The sequence below is a fragment of the Leisingera sp. ANG-M6 genome (assembly GCF_000813905.1).
In the GTDB taxonomy this organism is placed as follows: Bacteria; Pseudomonadota; Alphaproteobacteria; order Rhodobacterales; family Rhodobacteraceae; genus Leisingera.
The window spans coordinates 1-17,739 of record NZ_JWLG01000025.1 but is presented as its reverse complement, the minus strand read 5'-3'; the positions used below and the strand labels follow the sequence as shown (position 1 = coordinate 17,739).

Annotated in this window: 15 protein-coding genes and 1 pseudogene; 6 read left to right on the top strand and 10 right to left on the bottom strand. The window is 61.6% G+C overall.

Annotated features, from left to right (window positions below; all coding sequences use genetic code 11):
* Positions 1–36 precede the first annotated feature (36 nt).
* On the bottom strand, positions 37–2,286 hold the full coding sequence (locus RA24_RS19575) for a methyl-accepting chemotaxis protein (RefSeq protein ID WP_039193729.1): 2,250 nt from the start codon (positions 2,284–2,286) through the stop codon (positions 37–39).
* A gap of 376 nt (positions 2,287–2,662) precedes the next feature.
* Between RA24_RS19575 and RA24_RS19570 the strand changes: the two genes are divergently transcribed.
* Positions 2,663–3,112 carry an Lrp/AsnC family transcriptional regulator gene (locus RA24_RS19570; protein ID WP_019294601.1) on the top strand — a complete coding sequence of 150 codons (450 nt, stop codon included), beginning with the start codon at positions 2,663–2,665 and terminating at the stop codon, positions 3,110–3,112.
* 11 nt (positions 3,113–3,123) lie between these two features.
* On the opposite strand, the gene RA24_RS19565 is transcribed toward RA24_RS19570, so the two are convergent.
* Positions 3,124–4,074, bottom strand: a complete 951-nt coding sequence (locus RA24_RS19565; protein WP_039174125.1) for a LysR family transcriptional regulator — start codon at positions 4,072–4,074, stop codon at positions 3,124–3,126.
* A gap of 168 nt (positions 4,075–4,242) precedes the next feature.
* On the opposite strand from RA24_RS19565, the gene RA24_RS19560 reads away from it, so the two are divergent.
* The 4 genes from RA24_RS19560 to RA24_RS19545 all read left to right on the top strand — a co-directional run bounded on the left by RA24_RS19560 (position 4,243) and on the right by RA24_RS19545 (position 7,743).
* A complete protein-coding gene (locus tag RA24_RS19560) occupies positions 4,243–5,256 on the top strand; it encodes a TRAP transporter substrate-binding protein (protein WP_019294599.1) in 1,014 nt (337 codons plus the stop codon).
* 70 nt (positions 5,257–5,326) lie between these two features.
* Entirely contained in the window at positions 5,327–5,863 is a 537-nt protein-coding gene (locus tag RA24_RS19555) for a TRAP transporter small permease (protein ID WP_019294598.1), read from the top strand.
* Positions 5,864–5,881: 18 nt separating this feature from the next.
* A complete protein-coding gene (locus RA24_RS19550) occupies positions 5,882–7,222 on the top strand; it encodes a TRAP transporter large permease (protein WP_019294597.1) in 1,341 nt (446 codons plus the stop codon).
* A gap of 17 nt (positions 7,223–7,239) precedes the next feature.
* Complete coding sequence (locus RA24_RS19545; protein ID WP_019294596.1) at positions 7,240–7,743, top strand: universal stress protein; 504 nt, start codon at positions 7,240–7,242, stop codon at positions 7,741–7,743.
* Positions 7,744–7,800: 57 nt separating this feature from the next.
* On the opposite strand, the gene RA24_RS19540 is transcribed toward RA24_RS19545, so the two are convergent.
* The 7 genes from RA24_RS19540 to RA24_RS19510 all read right to left on the bottom strand — a co-directional run bounded on the left by RA24_RS19540 (position 7,801) and on the right by RA24_RS19510 (position 16,342).
* A complete protein-coding gene (locus RA24_RS19540) occupies positions 7,801–9,297 on the bottom strand; it encodes a M81 family metallopeptidase (protein WP_039193725.1) in 1,497 nt (498 codons plus the stop codon).
* Positions 9,298–9,299: 2 nt separating this feature from the next.
* The gene (locus RA24_RS19535; RefSeq protein ID WP_039193722.1) at positions 9,300–10,922 is read right to left on the bottom strand and encodes an amidohydrolase; all 1,623 of its coding nucleotides are present in this window, start codon (positions 10,920–10,922) and stop codon (positions 9,300–9,302) included.
* Between the two features lie 38 nt (positions 10,923–10,960).
* Complete coding sequence (locus RA24_RS19530) at positions 10,961–11,884, bottom strand: oligopeptide/dipeptide ABC transporter ATP-binding protein (protein WP_039174132.1); 924 nt, start codon at positions 11,882–11,884, stop codon at positions 10,961–10,963.
* Positions 11,881–12,861 (bottom strand): ABC transporter ATP-binding protein, encoded by a 981-nt coding sequence (locus RA24_RS19525; RefSeq protein ID WP_039193720.1) that lies wholly within the window; start codon positions 12,859–12,861, stop codon positions 11,881–11,883. The genes RA24_RS19530 and RA24_RS19525 overlap by 4 nt, the downstream gene beginning before the upstream one ends.
* Positions 12,858–13,715, bottom strand: coding sequence for an ABC transporter permease (locus RA24_RS19520; RefSeq protein ID WP_019294591.1), 858 nt, complete (start codon positions 13,713–13,715; stop codon positions 12,858–12,860). The genes RA24_RS19525 and RA24_RS19520 overlap by 4 nt, the downstream gene beginning before the upstream one ends.
* Positions 13,716–13,729: 14 nt before the next feature.
* Entirely contained in the window at positions 13,730–14,668 is a 939-nt protein-coding gene (locus RA24_RS19515; RefSeq protein ID WP_019294590.1) for an ABC transporter permease, read from the bottom strand.
* A 111-nt stretch (positions 14,669–14,779) separates the two neighbouring features.
* On the bottom strand, positions 14,780–16,342 hold the full coding sequence (locus tag RA24_RS19510; protein WP_019294589.1) for an ABC transporter substrate-binding protein: 1,563 nt from the start codon (positions 16,340–16,342) through the stop codon (positions 14,780–14,782).
* A gap of 223 nt (positions 16,343–16,565) precedes the next feature.
* Here RA24_RS19510 and RA24_RS19505 point away from each other — a divergent pair, with 223 nt between their 5' ends.
* Positions 16,566–17,369, top strand: a complete 804-nt coding sequence (locus tag RA24_RS19505) for a helix-turn-helix transcriptional regulator (protein WP_019294588.1) — start codon at positions 16,566–16,568, stop codon at positions 17,367–17,369.
* 96 nt (positions 17,370–17,465) lie between these two features.
* Here RA24_RS19505 and RA24_RS19500 read toward each other — a convergent pair.
* Positions 17,466–17,739, bottom strand: a pseudogene (locus RA24_RS19500) (Na/Pi cotransporter family protein); the annotation flags it as partial.

Here is a 17,739-nt window from a genome sequence, read left to right as displayed (position 1 = left end):
TGTGAATTTCCCCCGGCTGATGCCGGGGAACTATGTTCAAGCGCTCATTCGGTGCGGTTCTCTGGCGAACTCTTGGGCTGGTGCTGAACCGCTGCCGCCCAGGTCAAAGCGGCCAACAACATCCGTCAGGCTTTGTGATTCATTCTGCAAGAGCTGGCTGGCTGCCGCGGCTTCTTCGGACATGGCTGCGTTCTGCTGGGTCATATTGTCCAGCTGATGCATGGCGCCGTCGATTTTCTCCAACCCTTCGGACTGGATGCGGACGCCGTCAGCGATTTCAGTCACCAGCCCGGAAACGGCTGAGACCTGCTCGATGATGCTGGTCAGCGCATCGCCTGCGCGGCCCACCATGGCAACGCCATTGGCAACGTGCTCCTCACTGGCGGAGGTCAGCCCCTTGATCTGCCCTGCGGCATTGGAGGCGCGTTGCGCCAGTGCGCGCACTTCAGAGGCGACCACGGCAAAGCCTGCCCCGGCGGGACCCGCTCGGGCGGCTTCGACGCCCGCGTTCAGCGCCAGAAGGTTGGTCTGGAAGGCAATGTCGTCGATCATGTTGATGATCTTGGAAATCTCCGCCGAGGCTTCCTGAATCTGATCCATTGCCGCCACCGCCGAGGTTACTACATCGGTGCTTTGCTCTGCCTCGCTGCGGGCGCCGCGCATAGTCTCGTCCATCCGGCCTGCCCGGTCGGCGGTATTGCGGATGCCACCGGTCAGCTCGCGGATGGCGCCTGCGGTTTCTTCCAGTGTCGCTGCCTGGCTCTCGGTGCGATGCGCCATCTCAGTTGCTGCGCCGCGCTGTTCTTCTGAGAAACGGCCGACGTTTTCTGCAGCATCGACAACCTCGCCCATAGAGCTGCGCAGGCGCTCCAGGCTGCGGTTGAAGTTTTCCCGCAGGGTTTCGTAATGCCCGTCGAATGGCGCCTGGATGTCGCAGGCCAGGTTGCCGCGCTGCAGTTCCGACAGGGCCGCGCTCATGCTTTCGACCACGGCGGCGGTATGGCGGGCAGCCTCTACTTCGCGGGCTGCGGCCTCATCGGCGTCCTTCAGCTTGCCGCGGAAGGTGTCGAGGCTGCGGGCCAGATCGCCAAGCTCATCACCGCGGGCGAGGCCCTGGATTTCAGAATTGTAATCTGCATCGGCCAGCGCATTGGTGGCTTCGCGCAGAGCGTGGATCGGACGGGTGACGCTGCGCGCCGCCAGCCAGGAAACACCGATCGCGGCCAATAGCGCCGCGCCGATCATGGCAGCCGCAATCAGGCGGATACGCTCGACAACGGCAAAGGCGGTATGTTCGTCGGTTTCCAGCACCAGCGACCAGTCGAATCCGGGCAGGTCCAGCGGCATTACCTGCGCAATGGCGCGTCCGCCCATTGAGGAGGCGACACCTTCGAACTGGCCTGCCTCGCGCGACTTGGCGGCCTCGATCTGCGGTGATCCCGTAAGTTTCTGCAGTGCCGGAAACAGGCCCACAACGGAGGACGGGCTGCGGGCTACACCGTCGCTGCTAACCACATAGATGTTCTGATGGGTGCCGCCGGACAGGTTGCTGGTCAGCGCCTTGACGACGCCATCGGTGCCGAGCTGGATGGCAATCACCCCGGCGATTTTACCGTTCTTGGCAAACACTGGTGCGGCCATGAAGGCTGCGGCGTCCGGACTGTGGCTGTAAGCGGAAAAATCTGCCACCGCGATTGTGCCTGCTTCTGCCTCCAGCGCTGCCTGGAACACCTGCGACAGACCGCTGTCAGGCGCTTCCTGAACACCGGTCATGAAATCGTCCTGTTTTTTCACCGAATAGACCACCTGCCCGGCGGGGGTGATCAGATACAGGTCCTGATAACCGTTGAGGCGCAGGCTTTGCAGGAAAGTGGGGTGATAGGTGACATGCGACTGGTTGTAGTAGGAACCGTCGCCCGCATCTGTCAGCTCCTCCCGCTGGTCCGCAGCGTTGGGGTTTCCGGCGGCGTAGGTCTGTTTCAGATAGGCGACGGGGTCGTCTTCCTCAACCATGCCGATCACCCGCTCGAAATTGCTGATGGCGCGGAACACCGCAGGCTGCCCTGCCAGGCTGGAGAGGTCGGAGCGCGCGGCCTTGATCAGGAAGCCAAGTGCCTGGGCGCCGGACTTGGCCTCGATCTTTTGGGCGGCAAAGGCGTTTTCTCGGATGCTGCGCTCTGCCATGGAATAGACCAGAACGGACACGGTGACGAGAAACACACCCGTCAGCGCAACCATGATCAGCGGCAGTTTCAGTTTCAGCGGCAGTTTCGTTAGTCGGGGCATTGGCCAGGGTCTCCTGCAGTCTGCGGCGCCCGGTCGCACCGGGGCCTGAAGGAGTCATAGTCTGGAAAGTCCTGATAAAGTGTGTACCGCAAATAGGCCGCAAATGAAGTTTTCCGGAATCTTTGCGTATTTGATGCCGCAAATTTGAATCGTGTGCCAATCCGGCCGGAAAGATGCCTGAAGCACTTATTTTTAAGGCCCTGCTAGTGCGTTGAGTCAGGAAATGCGCTGCGGGAATGACGCAAACTGTCAGGTCTGAACATATTCACATTCCGTAGTTTTGCATCCGCAAGACGTTCGCTTTAGCCGGCCGCCGGCAAGGCCCGTGGCGGGTTTTCAAGTTGTCATTCATGTTAAACCAAACCAAAAATCACTCATGGACAAAAAAGACCGTGAAATTCTGAGGCTGATACAGGCCAATGCCCAGCTGACCGCTGAAGCGATCAGCCAGGAGGTCGGCCTGTCAGCGCCCGCGGTGCAGAAACGGCTGAAGAAGCTGCGTGACACCGGGGTGATCGAAAGGGAAATCGCGATCCTGTCGCCGTCCAAGATGGGCCGGGAGATGACGGTGATCGTGCAGGTTGTGCTGGAGCGTGAAAGCCGGATGCATCTGGATGCCTTTAAGCGCAAGATGCGCAAGGCGCCGCAGGTGCAGCAGTGTTACTACACCACTGGAGAGGCGGACTTTATTCTGATGGTGATTGTGAAAGACATCAAGGAATACGAAGCCTTCACCCAGGAGTACTTCTTTGATGAATCCAACGTCAGCCGGTTCACATCTTCTGTGGTGATGGATCGGGTCAAGGTGTCGCTGGACATCATTTGAACAGTTTCGGCTCAGGTCCGGGCAAGTAGCGCATCGGCCGCCGGGAGGGTGTGAGCGGCGGTCAGCGTGTCCAGAAACAGCTTGGTGATGCGGTTCACCGCAGGGCGTCTGCGGGTGACAGCCGCAAATTGGCTGCGGTAGCGGATCTCCTCGGGCAGCACTGCTTTCATCAGTCCTTTTCGGATATAACCCTCGGCCATATGGTCCGGGAGGAACCCCAGATAGCTGCCGGACATGATGAGGATCGCCAGTGCCTGTTCATTCTGCACTTTCGCGGCGCGGCGGAAACCCAACGTCTGACCAACATGCAAGTTAGGGGAGTTCACCCGGATTCCCGCATAGTTCATTGCCTGCACATCCGACAGGCTCAGAGCGGATAGGTCGCGGTCCATGAACGGGTGCCCCTTGCCGCAGTAAAGGAACATGTTTTCACCATAAAGCGGCATGTAATCAAGGCTGGGGGACGGCCGGTGCAACGCAAGAATGCCAATGTCGAGCTGGCCGCTGATCACCTTGGTTTCGATCACGTTGGGCGGCTCCAACGATAAATCGATTTCCACCGCGGGGGCGGCTTTGTTGAAGGCCCGGATGCCGCCCGGGACGAAGGCTTCCGGATTTGAGGCGCATTGATCGAACAGCGCAATCCGGATGGTTCCGGCCAGTTGCTGCTTGATTTCATTCACCTCGGCGCGGAAATCCGCCACAGAGATCAGCAGCCCTTCGGCGGAGCGCAGCACCTTGGCGCCATCGTCTGTCAGGGAAAACCCCGCAGGCCCCCGGTTGCAAAGCTTCAGGTCCAGCCGCAGTTCAAGGTCAGCAATGTATTTGGAAATCGTCGATTTGCCGATGTTCAGTTCGCTTTCGGCGGCAGCCAGACCACCACTTTCGGCCACTGCCTTGAACACGCGAAGTAATTTCAGATCGGCGTCTGCGACATGTTTGAGATGGGTTTTGCGGGCCATTTTAAAGTTCGATAAATGTGAAACCTTGAGCTCAATAGTTTACATTCTAGAAACATAGAACGCAATGTAGCCTCCCGCAGACCAAGGCTGGAACCGGCTGGCAGATGTGCTGTGGAGGGCGCGCCGCCCCGGACCTTGGGACCCAAGATGACAATACGGGAGGAAGTTATGTCATTTCTCAAGAAGGTCTGCACGCTGACTGCGGCCGTTTCTGCTGCCGCAATGCTGACCACCGGCGCTGTTTCCGCCAAGAACTTCAAGATCGCCGTGGGTGACGGCGCTGGCAGCTCGCAAGAAGGCACCGGCAAGTTCTTTATCGAGGCGCTGGAAGAAAAATCCGGCGGCAAGCACACCGGCACCATGTTCCTGAACGGCCAGTTGGGCTCTGAGCAGGACACCGTGAACGAGGCCGCAATCGGCACCTTGGACATGTCGCTGCTGGCAATCAACAACGTCACGCCGTTCTCGCCGACCGTCGGCGTGTTCACCCTGCCTTATGTGATCCTGTCGCTGGAAGATGCGGAGAAGCTGACCCAGGGCCCGATCGGCCAGGAGCTGACCGAAAACACCATCCGGGACGCCGGCGTGCGTATCCTGGCCTGGACCTACACCGGCTTCCGCCGTCTGACCAACTCCAAGAAGCCGGTCACCACCGTGGCTGACCTGCAGGATCTGGTCATCCGCGTTCCCAAGAACGAAATCATGATCGAGACCTACAAGTCCTGGGGCATCAACCCGACTCCGATGGCCTGGTCCGAGACTTTCACCGGCCTGCAGACCAAGGTTGTTGACGGCCAGGACAACCCCTACACCACCATCAACGCGATGAAGTTCTACGAAGTGCAGGAATATGTGACCAACCTGCGCTACATCTTCTCGATCGAGCCGCTGATCGTGTCTGAGGCAGTGTTCCAGGACCTGTCCGAAGAAGACCAGCAGATCCTGATCGAGGCGGGCAAGGAAGCGACCGTGAAGTCGGCTCAGTTCCTGCGCGACATCGAGGCCCAGATCAAAGAAGAACTGCTGGCCAAAGGCATGCAGATCGATGATCCGGCAAACGACGAAGCCGAGTTTATCAAGCTGGCGACCGAGGCAGTCTGGCCGCAGTTCTATGACTCCATCGGCGGTGTCGAGAAGCTGAACACCGTGCTGACCACCATTGGCCGTGATCCGGTTCAATAAGACTCTGACAGACCTATAAAAATAACGAAGCAGCGCCGCGGCGCTGCTTCGCACAGGGGAGGAGTGCATCATGTTCTGGAAATTCCTGGAAAATATAGAAAGCTATATCTGCCGAATATTGCTGTCCGGCTTTGTCATTCTGCTGTTTGTGCAGATCGTTTCGCGCGAGGTGTTCGGCCATTCGTTTTCATGGATCGAAGAGCTGTCGGTCTACATGTTCGTCTGGTTCGTCTACTTTGGTGCCAGCTATGCCGCGCTGAAAGGCGCGCATAACCGGGTCACCTTCCAGTTCAAGTTCCTGCCTGCGGGCTGGATCAAGTACATTGAGGCCTTTGCCGACCTCTTCTGGCTGTTCTTCAACTGCTATTTCCTGTGGCTGGCCACCGATTTCGTCTTCAACAAGATGAACAAGTTCTGGAAGTCGCAGACCTTGGGCATTGAGATGAAATACATCTACATGGTGCTGCCCATTGCCTTTGCGCTGATGACGATCCGCATTTTGCAGGTGAATTACCGCAAGCTGATCCGCGGCGAAGATATCCATGATCCAGACCAGATCGACCTTGATGAAATCAAGGCCGCCGCTGGCGTGGACAAGCGCACGTAACCGGGAAGGGACAGGACTATGGAAACCGAAATCGTCACGATCCTGTTTGGATCCTTTCTGCTGCTGCTGCTTTTGGGTGCGCCTATCACCGTCGCGCTGGGGGTATCGTCGCTGCTGTCGTTCCTCTATCTGGATGAAAACCCGATCAAATTCGTGCAGATCGCCTTTACCTCTGTCGGCTCCTTCCCGCTGATGGCGCTGCCCGCGTTTATCCTGGCCGGCGCATTGATGGAGGCTGCGGGGATATCCAAACGGCTCATTAACGTGGCCGAAAGCCTGGCTGGGCCGTTCACCGGCGGGATTTCCGCTGCCACTGTGATGGCCTGCCTGTTCTTTGGTGCAATCTCCGGCTCTGGTCCTGCCACCACGGCGGCAGTCGGTATGCTGATGATCCCGGCAATGATCAACCGGGGCTATGAGAAGGGTTATGCTTCTGCGGTCACGGCGTCCTCCGGCGGTCTGGGCATCATCATCCCGCCGTCGATCCCGATGGTGATCTTTGGTATCGCAGCCCTGGGCATGGCGCCGCCGCCGGAAGCGGTTGAGAAATTCGGCACCTTCCAGTCAGTGTCGATCTCGAAACTGTTCATTGCAGGTTTCGTGCCAGCCTTCCTGATTGCCACAAGCCTTTTGATCCTGAACTTCTTCATGTCGAAGAAGCGCGGCTACAAGGGTTCTGCCGACGGGTGGTCGATCCGCAATGTCGGCTGTGAGATGTACCGCGGGTTCTGGTCGCTGATGGCGCCGCTGGTAATCCTGGGCGGTATCTACACTGGCTTCTTCACCCCGACCGAAGCGGCCATCGTGGCGATCTTCTATACCCTTGTGATTGGTGTCTTCATTTACCGCGAACTGACCTGGTCGTCGCTGTTCCAATCGCTGGAGGCCACGACCTGGCTGACAGGGCGGGTGCTGCTGATCCTGTTCACGGCGACGGTGTTCGGCCGCCTGCTGGTGGAAAACCAGATCCCGGCAATGATTGCTGACAGCATGCTGAGCTTTACTCAGAATCTCTATGTGATCTGGGCGCTGATCATCTTCTTCCTGCTTTTTGTCGGCATGTTCATGGAGACGCTGGCAACCATCCTGATCCTGGTGCCGGTGATGCTGCCGGTGGCCTATTCTGTGGGCATCGACCCGATCCACTTTGGCGTGGTGATGGTCTGCACCTTGGGCATCGGCTTCCAGACGCCGCCTTTGGGGGAGAACCTGTTCATTGCCTCTGGCATCTCGAACATCTCGATTGAGACGATTTCGCTGCGGGCCCTGCCCTTTGCGGCTGTGAACACGATTGCGATCTTCATCATCGCCTTCTTCCCGGAAATCTCGCTGTGGCTGCCGCGGCTGTTCGGCTACTGATCTGAAAGGAGACTGGCATGAAACCGATGATCACAAACATCCTGTTTGCCACCGACCTGTCGCACAACTCTACCTTGGCGCTGCGCCATGCGGCCAGCCTGGCGCATGCGACAGGAGCGGAGATCCACGTGCTGCATGTGAATGAGCCGATCTCAGAGGATGCGCGCATCACGTTTGAGATGTTCGTGCTGAACGATGAAACCCGCAAATCCGCGGCCAAACGGCGGCATGAGATGGTCAAGCAGATGCTGGCCGAGCGGCAGGCGCGGTTCTGGGCATCTTTTGAAGGCGACGAGGCCAAGATCCGCGATCAGGTCACCTCTGTCGAGGTGACCGACGGCCACCCGGCAGAGGTGATCCTGCGCCGTTCGGTCGAGTTAGGGTGCGACCTGATCGTGCTGGGGGCCCATGACCACGGGTTCTCCCATACGTTTCTGGGCACTGTGGCCAAACGGGTGCTGCGCCGCTCCCAGATCCCGACGCTGGTGGTGCCCTACCAGAACGGCGAGGACGAGGACTGATCCTCCCCGCAGGCGGTTTCCCCTGGCCGCCTGCAAAGACCATCCCTGCAACAGGTGTCAGCCCTTTGCAGGGATGGTTCTGACGTCCGGGTGCAGGTTCTTGTACGGGAACCCGCCCAGATCACAGGGAAACACGCCCGGGGCCGCTACCGGAAAAACGGCGCTGGCTATGGGCTCGAAGTCAGCGCGGAAATGGGCAGTGCTTTTCACGCAGACCGTGCTGAAGGCTGCCGGGGCCAGCCCGATATGGGTGAAATGCGCCAAGTCGAGGCATTGGTTGCGGATGCTGGTAACAACCAGGGTGATGTCTGCGCTTGTCCCATGCAGCCGCAGCGCCGCTGCGGAACCCAGCTCCGCTACTCCGCCGCCATACATCTCACCGCTATAGCGGCAGCGGCCATCGCCAAGTGCCAGAACCTCGAACTTTGCTTCAAACGGCTGGTCGCCTTCTGCGCCTGAGCGTCCGCCAAGTGCTGTGCGGAAGATGCCGCCCTGCCCGGCTTCATGCGCCGCGGCGGCGGTTGCGGGGTCATGGAACAGTCCCATCAGAACGCCTTTTGCGCCTGCCTGTGCCAGTGCCGACAGCAGTCCGGTGGTGTCAGAGGTGCCGCCTGCGCCCGGATTGTCCTGCACATCCGCCAGCACAACCGGTTTGCCTGCGTGCGGCTGGCAGGCAATCTCTGCAGCTTGCTGCGGCGTCAGCATCGGGTGGCTGAACTGCGGTTCCAGTTCGGCAAACAGCCTGGCGATATGGTCCGCGGCTTGTGCTGCGGCGCCAGAAGTCCGGGCATAGGCCACGCATGAGGGGCGTGTGTCCGGGAAATCCGCTGCGGTGAACCCCAGAGCGATGTCTGCCAGCACCCCTGCCTGCTCCAGGGGAGGCAGCGCGGCATAAAGCTCCCGCGCAGGTGTGGCGGTGGTGTATTGCGCATGCAGCGGGATCAGGCAGTTCATCTGCCGGAATGCCTTGTGCAGCCTGTCACCCGCCAAAAGGTGCTGCAGCACCGGCACGCAGCGGGCGCCGGTTTCCGCCATGTCGAGATGCGGATAGGTACGGTAGATTGCGATGTAATCGGCCCGTTCCACCGACGCCGCAGAGATATTGGCGTGAAGGTCGAGGCTGACCACGATGGGCAGATCCGGCCCGGCCCAGGCGCGCACCCGGTCTAGCAGTTCCCCTTCGCCGTCGGGGTGGCTTTCGGTCACCATGGCGCCGTGCAGTTCCAGGAAAATGCCATCAAGCGGGCCTGCGGCGCGCAGGCCGTCCAGAATTTTGGCACAGACGGTTTCAAAGGCCTCATCGGTGACATGCGCTGACGGCTCCGCTGCGCACCACAGGATGGGGACGAGGTCCATCCCGGCCCCCGCTGCGGCCTCGGCAAAGCCTGCGATGGGCAGGTTCATGCCGCGGGTTTCGCGGATCACTTGCTCACCTTGCAGCATGGCTGGCCAGGAATCCGCCATCTCGAATTCTGCCAGCCCGGCCTTGGTGGTGCCGAAGCAATTGGTTTCATGCTGAAAGCCTGCAATGGCAATCCGCGGTTTGGCCTGCATTGTCACTGCTCCTGCGTCCAGACGGTCTGCCCGCGGCGGATGGTGCGGGTGACTGTGGTGGTCTCGATCTGGTCCGGGTCGTCCAGCGGATTGCGGTTCAGAACCGCGAAATCCGCCAGCTTGCCCGGTTCGATGGAGCCACGGGTGTTTTCCTGGAAGACTTGCCAAGCGGCGTCGATGGTCTGGGCGCGCAGGGCCGACAGGGCGCTGATCCGCTGTGCCTCACCAAGCCGCCGCCCGCTGGCGGTCAGCCGGTTCACCGCGCAATGGGCCAGGTGGATGGGTCGCGTCGGCGTTACGGAGGCGTCGTTGTGGATGGTGTAGCGCACGCCAAACCGTTCAGCGGAGGCGCAGGGGGAAATCCGCTCTGCCCGCTCCGGCCCCAGGAAGGTGTCGTAATGGCGGTCGCCCCAGAAATGCACATGCGCCGGGAAGAAGCTGACGGTGATGCCAAGCTTTGCCATCTGCTGCAATTGGTCGTCGCGCAAGGCTTGCCCGTGGATGATGGTGTGGCGGTGATCTTCGCGGGGGTTGGCCTCCAGCGCGGCGGCCACTGCATCAATGAACATCTGCGCGCCTGCGTCGCCGTTGCAGTGGCAGTGGATTTGAAAACCCAGGTCGTGCAGCTTTTGGACCTCCGCCCGGTGTTCGGCGGCATCCGCGTATGACATCCCGCAGGGGTGCGCCGGGTCCACCGGCTTGTGATAAGGCGCGCTGAGCAATGCGGTCTGCAACTGGAACGCCCCATCGGTGAACAGCTTGCGCGGGCCAAGTGTGAAATGCGGATTTCCGGGCCAGTCCAGCGCATCGGGGCCGCGGCTCAGCTCCGGCTCTAGTTCTCCGATCGGCAGCAGCATCAGGTCGTAGCCGGGATCCTGATCAGCAGGCAGCGAGGCGAAATGCTCCAGCATCTGCCGTGTGGCCCAGGCGTTCTGGGCGTAGGTGACGCCATACGCCAAGTACTCGTCGCGGCAGCTATTAAACCCGGCCCAAAACCGTTCGCGGTTGATCAGGAAATCGGTATCGCCCATTTCCCCCATAGCCGAGAGACCTTCGATCAGCCCGGTCAGCGCGAGGGTCTCCGGGTCGCGGCCGAAGCGGCCGCCAAGGGGATCGGGCGTGTCGCGGTTCACACCGTGGCGTTCCAGTGCCAGTGAGTTTGCCGCGCCGTTGTGGCCGGAGGCGTGGATCACCCAGACGGGGTGCTCAGTTGAGACACTGTCCAGCTCGGCGCGGGTCGGCATCCGGCCCTCGGCAATGGCGGTATTGTCGAACAGCACCCCCATCACCCATTCCCCGGCAGGGGTTTCGGCCGCCTTGGCCCGCAGCCGGTCCAGCGCAGTGGGGATGTCCGGACAGTCGCCGCTGGGGGCAGAAGCCAGGTTCACACGGAACAATCGGATGAACCCCGGGTCGGGGAAATGACCATGCGGGTCGATGAAGGCGGGAATCAGGGTCTGGCCCTGCAAATCCACCTCGACGGTGTCCGCAGGCATCTGCGCGCGCAGGTCTGCTTCGGCGCCTGCTGCCCGGATTTTCTCGCCTTCGGTCAGCACCGCCTGGGCGCAGGAATTGGCCGCGTCCATCGTCAGGACAACGCCGTTGAAATACAATGTGCTGGTCATGGTCTTTCAGGTGTTGAGGGGTTTCGGGCAGAGGGCCGTCAGCTCAAGGGGGCAAGGCAGCGCAGGCCGTGGCCGTTTGCGACCTCCCATTGCGGGGTTTGAATGCAGATCTCCTGGGCAAACGGGCAGCGTTCGCGGAATTCGCAGCCTTTGGGGCGGCGCAGCAGGCTGGGCGGCTCGCCTTTCAGCGCGATGCGCTCCAGCCGGGCGTCGGGGTCGGGTTCCGGGTTCGCGGACAAGAGGCAGCGGGTATAGGGATGGCGCGGCTCCTTGAAGATGGCCTCGGTGGTGCCTTCCTCGACCAGCCGGCCAAGGTACATGATGCCCATCCGGTCGGCCACATGGCGCACGACGTTCAGGTTGTGGGTGATGATCACCATCGCCAGCCCCAGCCGTTCGCGCAGGTCGTTCATCAGGTTCAGAAGCTCTCCCTGCACCGACACGTCGAGCCCCGCGGTGGGTTCATCCGCCAGAATCAGCTTCGGCTCCAGCGCCAGCGCGCGGGCCACGCCCACCCGCCGCGCCTGCCCTCCGGACAGCTGATAGGGATAGCGGTCGGCAAAATGCGCAGGCAGGTTCACCATCTCCAGCAGGCGCCTGGCCTCGGCGTCCAGATCGCGGTCCTTCATGCCCTGGATGCGATAGGGTTCGGTGATCAGGCTGCGGATCGTCAGGCGCGGCGACAGCGAGCCGACCGGGTCCTGGAACATCATTGCGATGTCCTTGCGCAGGGGGCGCATATCCCGTTCCGAGGCGCCGCGGATCTCCCGCCCTTCGAATTTGACCGAGCCTTCCTGCGCCGGGGCCAGACCAGCAATCGCGCGGATTACCGTGGTCTTGCCGGACCCGCTCTCGCCCACCAGCGCATAGGTCTCGCCCGGCTCCACGGTGAAGCTGACACCGGCGAGCACATTGACCGGGCCATAGCTGGTTTTCAGGTTTTTGACATCCAGCAGGCTCATTCTGCGGCCTCCTTGTGATTCAGCCAGCAGGCGGCGTGGTGGCCGTCTTTCAGCTGTTCGAGCGGCGGGACTTCTGCTGTGCAGCGCGGCATCGCCTGGTCGCAGCGGTCGCGGAAGATGCAGCCGCCGGGCAGGTTGGCGAGGTCCGGCACCTCTCCGGGGATCGTCGGCAGCACGCGGGCGCGTTCCTTGATGTGGCCGGGGTCGCAGTCGATCAGGCGGCGGGTGTAGGGGTGCTTGGGGTCGTGGAAGATCTCGCGCACCTCGCCGCTTTCGACCACGGCGCCCGCATACATCACAACCACCCGGTCGCAGAGTTCGGCAATGACGCCCAGATGGTGCGAGATGAACAGGATGGCGCAGTTGAACTGTTGCTGCAGTTCCTGCAGCCGCTCGATAATCTGCACCTCCAGCGTGGCATCCAGCGCCGTGGTGGGCTCATCCGCGATCAAGAGGTCCGGTTCCGACATCAGCGCCATGGCGATGGCGATGCGCTGGCGCATACCGCCGGAGAATTCGTGCGGAAACTGCGCCAGCCGCGCCTCAGGGTCAGGGATGCCCACCGCGCCGAGCATCTGCGCTGCGCGGGCGCGTTTTTCAGCCTTGGACGCTTTGGAGCGGTGCTGGATATCCAGCATCTGCTGGCCGATGGACAGAACCGGGTTGTGGGTCTGCATCGGGTCCTGAAACACGATGGAGATATCGGCGCCGCGCAAGTTCCGCATCTTGCGTTCGGGCAATTGCAGCAAGTCTTCGCCCTTGAACCGCACCGCGCCCTGACGGAACCGGGTGTTCGGCGCCGTCAATCGCAGGATCGAGGAGATCAGGGTGGACTTGCCGCAGCCCGATTCCCCGACGATGCCGACAATCTCGCCCTTGCGCACATCAAAGGAGATATCGCGCAGGGCCTTCAGATCACCGCGGGCGGTCTCATAGTCAACGCTGAGGCGGTCGATTTCCAACAAGCTTTCAGTCATCGCTGTTTCCTCAATTTCGGGTCAACCACGTCGCGCAGGGACTCGCCCAGGAAGGTGAAGCCAAGGGTTGCCAGGATGATCGGCAGCCCGCCGCCCACCACCAACCAAGGGGTTTGGCGGATCAGCGAATAGCCGTCCTTCAGCAGTGCGCCCCAGCTGGGTGTCGGCGGTTTCACCCCGAGGCCGAGGAAGGACAGCCCCGCCTCCAGCGCGATCACGGTGGGAATGTCCATCGCCGCCAGCACCGCCAGAACGCCGACGATATTGGGCAGCATGTGCACGCCCAGAATACGCTTCATGCTGGCACCCATGGAGCGTTCGGCCAGGATGAACTCGGAATTGCGCAAGGTCAGCGTCTGGGTCCGCGCCACCCGGCCATAGGTCGGGATCGAGGTCGCCATCACCACAAACACCACAGTTTGCAGGCTTGGCCCCACCAACGCGACCACCGCCAGGGCAAACATCACGGTGGGAAAGGAGCGGATGGTGTCAAAGAACAGCATCAAGAGGTTGTCGAGCCATTTCGGCCCGTAGCCAGCGATCATGCCCAGCGTCAGGCCAATGGCCATGGCGCCGAAGACAGCCGGCAGGGCAACCTGCAGCGCCACCTGGCCGCCCGCAATCACGCGGGAAAACGTGTCGCGGCCCAGCTGATCGGTGCCCAGAAGATGGGTCCATGACGGTCCCTGAAGCCGGTCCTTGATGTTCATGCCAACCGGATCGAAGGGCACGATCCAATAGGCAAAGATGGCGCAGAACACGATGGTGCCGACGATGATCAGCCCCATCAGCCCCAGCGGGTCGCGGGCGACGCCGTGGATGATCTGGCCCAGTTCGGAACGGGATTTTGCCATATCTCACGCCCTCCTTATGCTGCTGTGCGGGCGCGGGGATCGAGCCAGGCGTTAATCAGGTCGGCCAGCGCGGTGGAGACCACAAACAGGCCGGTCGAGATCAGCACCGATCCCATCACGATCGGGTAGTTGCGGGTGGTGATGCTGTCGATAACCAGCTTGCCAAGGCCGGGGCGGGCAAAGACGATTTCGGCAAAGACGGCAGAGGACAAAAGGAAACCCATGCCGACGCCGATCACCGTGACCACCGGCAGGATGGCGATGCGCAGCGCATAGACCATCACCACCCGGCGTTCATGAATGCCAAAGGCGCGGGCGGTGCGGATGTGGCTCTCGCCCATTACCTCCAGCATCGAGGCGCGCACCAGCCGGGCGATATAGCCGACCCAGCTGAGGCCGATGGCAAAGGCGGGCAGCACCAGGTGGTCAAGGCGGCCCCAGAAACCCTCGCCTGCGCCGATGGCCGGGAACCATTGCAGGTTCACCGCAAAGATCAGCAGCGATAGCAGCGCGACCACAAAGGCGGGCGCGGCAACGAAGCTCACCGAAATGGCCGCGGTAATCCTGTCGATCAGCGTATTGGGGTGCGCGGCAGCATAGGCGCCAAGCGCGATGCCCAGAGTGGCGGACCAGGCGATTGACCCCAGGATCAGCCACAGGGTGTGCGGCAGCTGTTCAAAGACAATGGCCGTCACCGAGCGGCCCGAGAACACGTCGATCCCCAGGTCGCCTTGCATCAGGTTGCCGTAGAAGATCAGCAGCTGTTTCCAGATAGGCTGGTCCAGCGCCAGTTCCGCCGTCAGCCGCGCCTGCAGCTCTGGCGTGGCGCGCGGGCCCAGCATGATCTGGACCGGATCGCCGGGCACGGCGCGGATCATCAGGAACATGACGGTGACCGCCACGATCAGGATCAGCAGTGCCAGCCCGAACCGCCGGATTGCATAAAGTAACATGGCCGCATGGCTCCCTTGTCTTCGCTGTGCGGATGAAAACGGCACGGCTGCGCCGCATATTGCAGCCGTGCCAGGTCAGGCCCGGGGGGAGGACCGGGCCTGCGGGGAGTGTCAGGCCTTGCCGAAGTAGCGCAGCAGTGCCAGCCCGTCGGGCCGCAGCGCCGGCACCACGCCAGCCGAGTGGATCACCGGCGTCGCCTCATGGGTCAGGAAGCGGTAGGCGCCGCTTTCCTCCATCAGATCCTGTGCCCGCCGGTACATCTCGTCTCGTTTGGCCTGGTCGGTCAGCTGCGAGGCCTCGGCATGGATCTTGTCGAACTCGTCGTTGCTGAACTGCTCCCAGTTCCAGTGGCCGACCTGTTCGGTGGTGAACCAGGAGGTCGCATAATACGGGTCCGGGGTCATCGAGTAGCGGTTCAGCACCAGCTGCAGATCCTCGTTGTCGGCGCTGGCCCAGAAGGCACCGGATTCCAGCACGTTGACCTCAACCGTGATGCCGATCTGCGCCAGCGTCGCCTGGATCACCTGGGCCGCGGTGGTGAAGGTGGTCTTGTTCAGCGTATCGAGCTTCAGGGTGACGTTAGTTTCACCGGATTCTGCCAATAGCTCCGCCGCCTTGGCAAAATCGGCCTGCGGTGGAACCAGCGATTGCGGGCGGTGGCCCGCCAGGCCCGGCGCGATGATGCCGGTCGAGGGCTCCACGGCACCGAAATAGGCAGCTTCCAAGACCGAGGGCACATCAATCGCGTGCTGGATCGCCTGACGCAGTTTCTTGTTCTGCAGCTTGGGGTGGTCCAGGTTCATGCCGAGCCATGCATAGTACAGCGACGGGTACTCCAGCAGCGTGCCGCCATTGGGCACACCAGCGCGGTAACGTTCGACAGAGCCCAGCGAGACACGGGTGAAATCCAGTTCCCCGGCTTCAAACGCGATTTCGGCGGTGTTCTCGTCGTCGATCGGCAGAATCTCGATGGTGTCCCAAGCGGGAGCTTCGCCCTTCCAGTTCGGGTTGCGCTTCAGCACGGTCTTTTCCTTGGGCGACCAGCTGTCGCGCAGGTAGGGGCCGGATTCCGCCAGCGGATCGGTGGTTGCCTTGCCGCCCGCGGCCTCCCAGGCCTTCTTCGACACGATGTTGCCGGTGATATAGGGCAGCGCAATGGACCACAGCGGCGCAAAGGGTTCCTTCAGCACGATGGTGCCTTCCCGCTCGCCGGTCACTTCGACGTGACTCAACGGGCCCATGTCGGGTTTGTTGGGGCTGTCGGTCGCCTCGTCCACGATTCGCTCAAAGCTGAATTTCACGTCTTCGGCGGTCATCGCGCCAAAACCGTTGGTGAATCCGATGTCGTCACGCAGCGCGAACTTGATGTGGGTCTCGTCGCCCTGCTCGATCATCGCGGCGGCATCCATCTGCCAGTCCCATTCGCGGCCCGGCTTGTACTGGATCAGCTTGTTGTAGATCGAGGCATGGATTTCCTCGTCGATCACGCCTTTGGAAAACGCCGGGTCGATGCTTTGCATGTCGCCGTAGGAGCGCACCCGCAGGGTGCCATCCTCTGCCGCCATGGCGCGGCCGCCCAGCCCCATCGGCAGCGCCGCCGCCGCCCCCAGCGCCGTGGCGCCCTTCAGAAATCCGCGGCGTCCTAGCGCCGTCTTGGTCCATTCGATCTTCATTGTGTCCTCCCTTGGATCAGATCAGCTCCGCCTGAGCTCCTCCGCCTGCAAGCACCTCTCGGGGGCAGCCCCCGGCGGGCCTTTTGCTGGTATTCGGGTTCCCCTGGCTCAGACGGCTTGGCACCAGAAGACGCCTGTTTCGCGGAACGTGGAATTGTGCAAACATGCGCGAAGCGGCGTGGTTTGCATCACAGCCGCGTCACTTTGCGAAGGGAAATGGGCGGTGTCCGAAAATTTTTCAGAAAACCTGCGTTCGCTCTGCGCCGAACACGGCAGCATTGCCCAGATCTGCCGCGAGGTTGGAATCAACCGTCAGCAGTTCAACCGCTACCTAAACGGCTCCAGCCTGCCCGCGGCTCACAACTTGCGCCGGATTGCCCGTTATTTCGACATCCCGGAGGCGCGGCTGTTTGCTCCGCAAGCGGAGTTCGAGGCACAGCTCAGCGATGCAGCGCGCTCGTCACCGCCGGGTCCAAGCGACAGTTTCCTGGAGCCGTTCCGCGGCCAGCAGCGCAATCTGAAGCGCTATCTGGGCTTTTATCATGCCTATTTCCGGACGCCCTCCTGGGGTGAGGGGATCTTCTGCTCCCTGACCCGTTTCTACGAAAAGGATGGGTTTATCCTGTCGCGCAACCTGGAAATCGCTCATGATCCAGAGCAGAGCATCCGGCAAATCTCGCGCTACGAAGGCATGGTGACCCAGCGTGGAAACCGGCTGTTCATCACCGAGCATGAGCGCGCCCATGAAGGCAGCGTGGCACAGACCATCCTGTTTTCCGCCCACCGGCAGCAGCTGAAGTACCTGCGCGGCATGACAATGGGTTTGGCCTGGCGCCCCTTCCCGCGGCCCTATGCGGCCAAGGCAATCTGGAAACGGCTGGATGAACGGGTCTCGGCACGCGAGGCGATTGCCGCCTGCGGCGTCTATCCGGTGCGGAGCACCCGGATAGACCCGACAGTGCGGAACTATCTGGCGACACCGGACAAGGAGGATTACCCGGAGATGTCCGGCAGTGTGCTGCTCTGAACAGTTCCGCCCCGCAAACGCCCCTGCGGGCCGGGCAAAACTTTTCCGGAAAAGTTTTGGCAAATTCCTTGGCCAGGGAATTTGGCCCGGGTCATCTCAGCGGTTTGTCTCTTCCAGGGCGTCCTCATCCTGCTCAGGCATTTCCTCGATCAGGCGTGTCTCCAGCAGCTGTCCGTTGCGGTAGAGCACGGGGGTGGCGACGGCGGCGATGTGGCTGTTGAACTCGCGCAGGGCCCGCAGCGTCTCCAGGTGGATGTCGGAGGTCTCGAAACTCTCCCGCCCGCCGTTTTGCAATCGGCTCAGGTGGCGCTTGCGGCTGTCATGCTCCATCCGTTTCAGCTCGGTCTTCTCCAGGCTCAAGAGCCGGGCG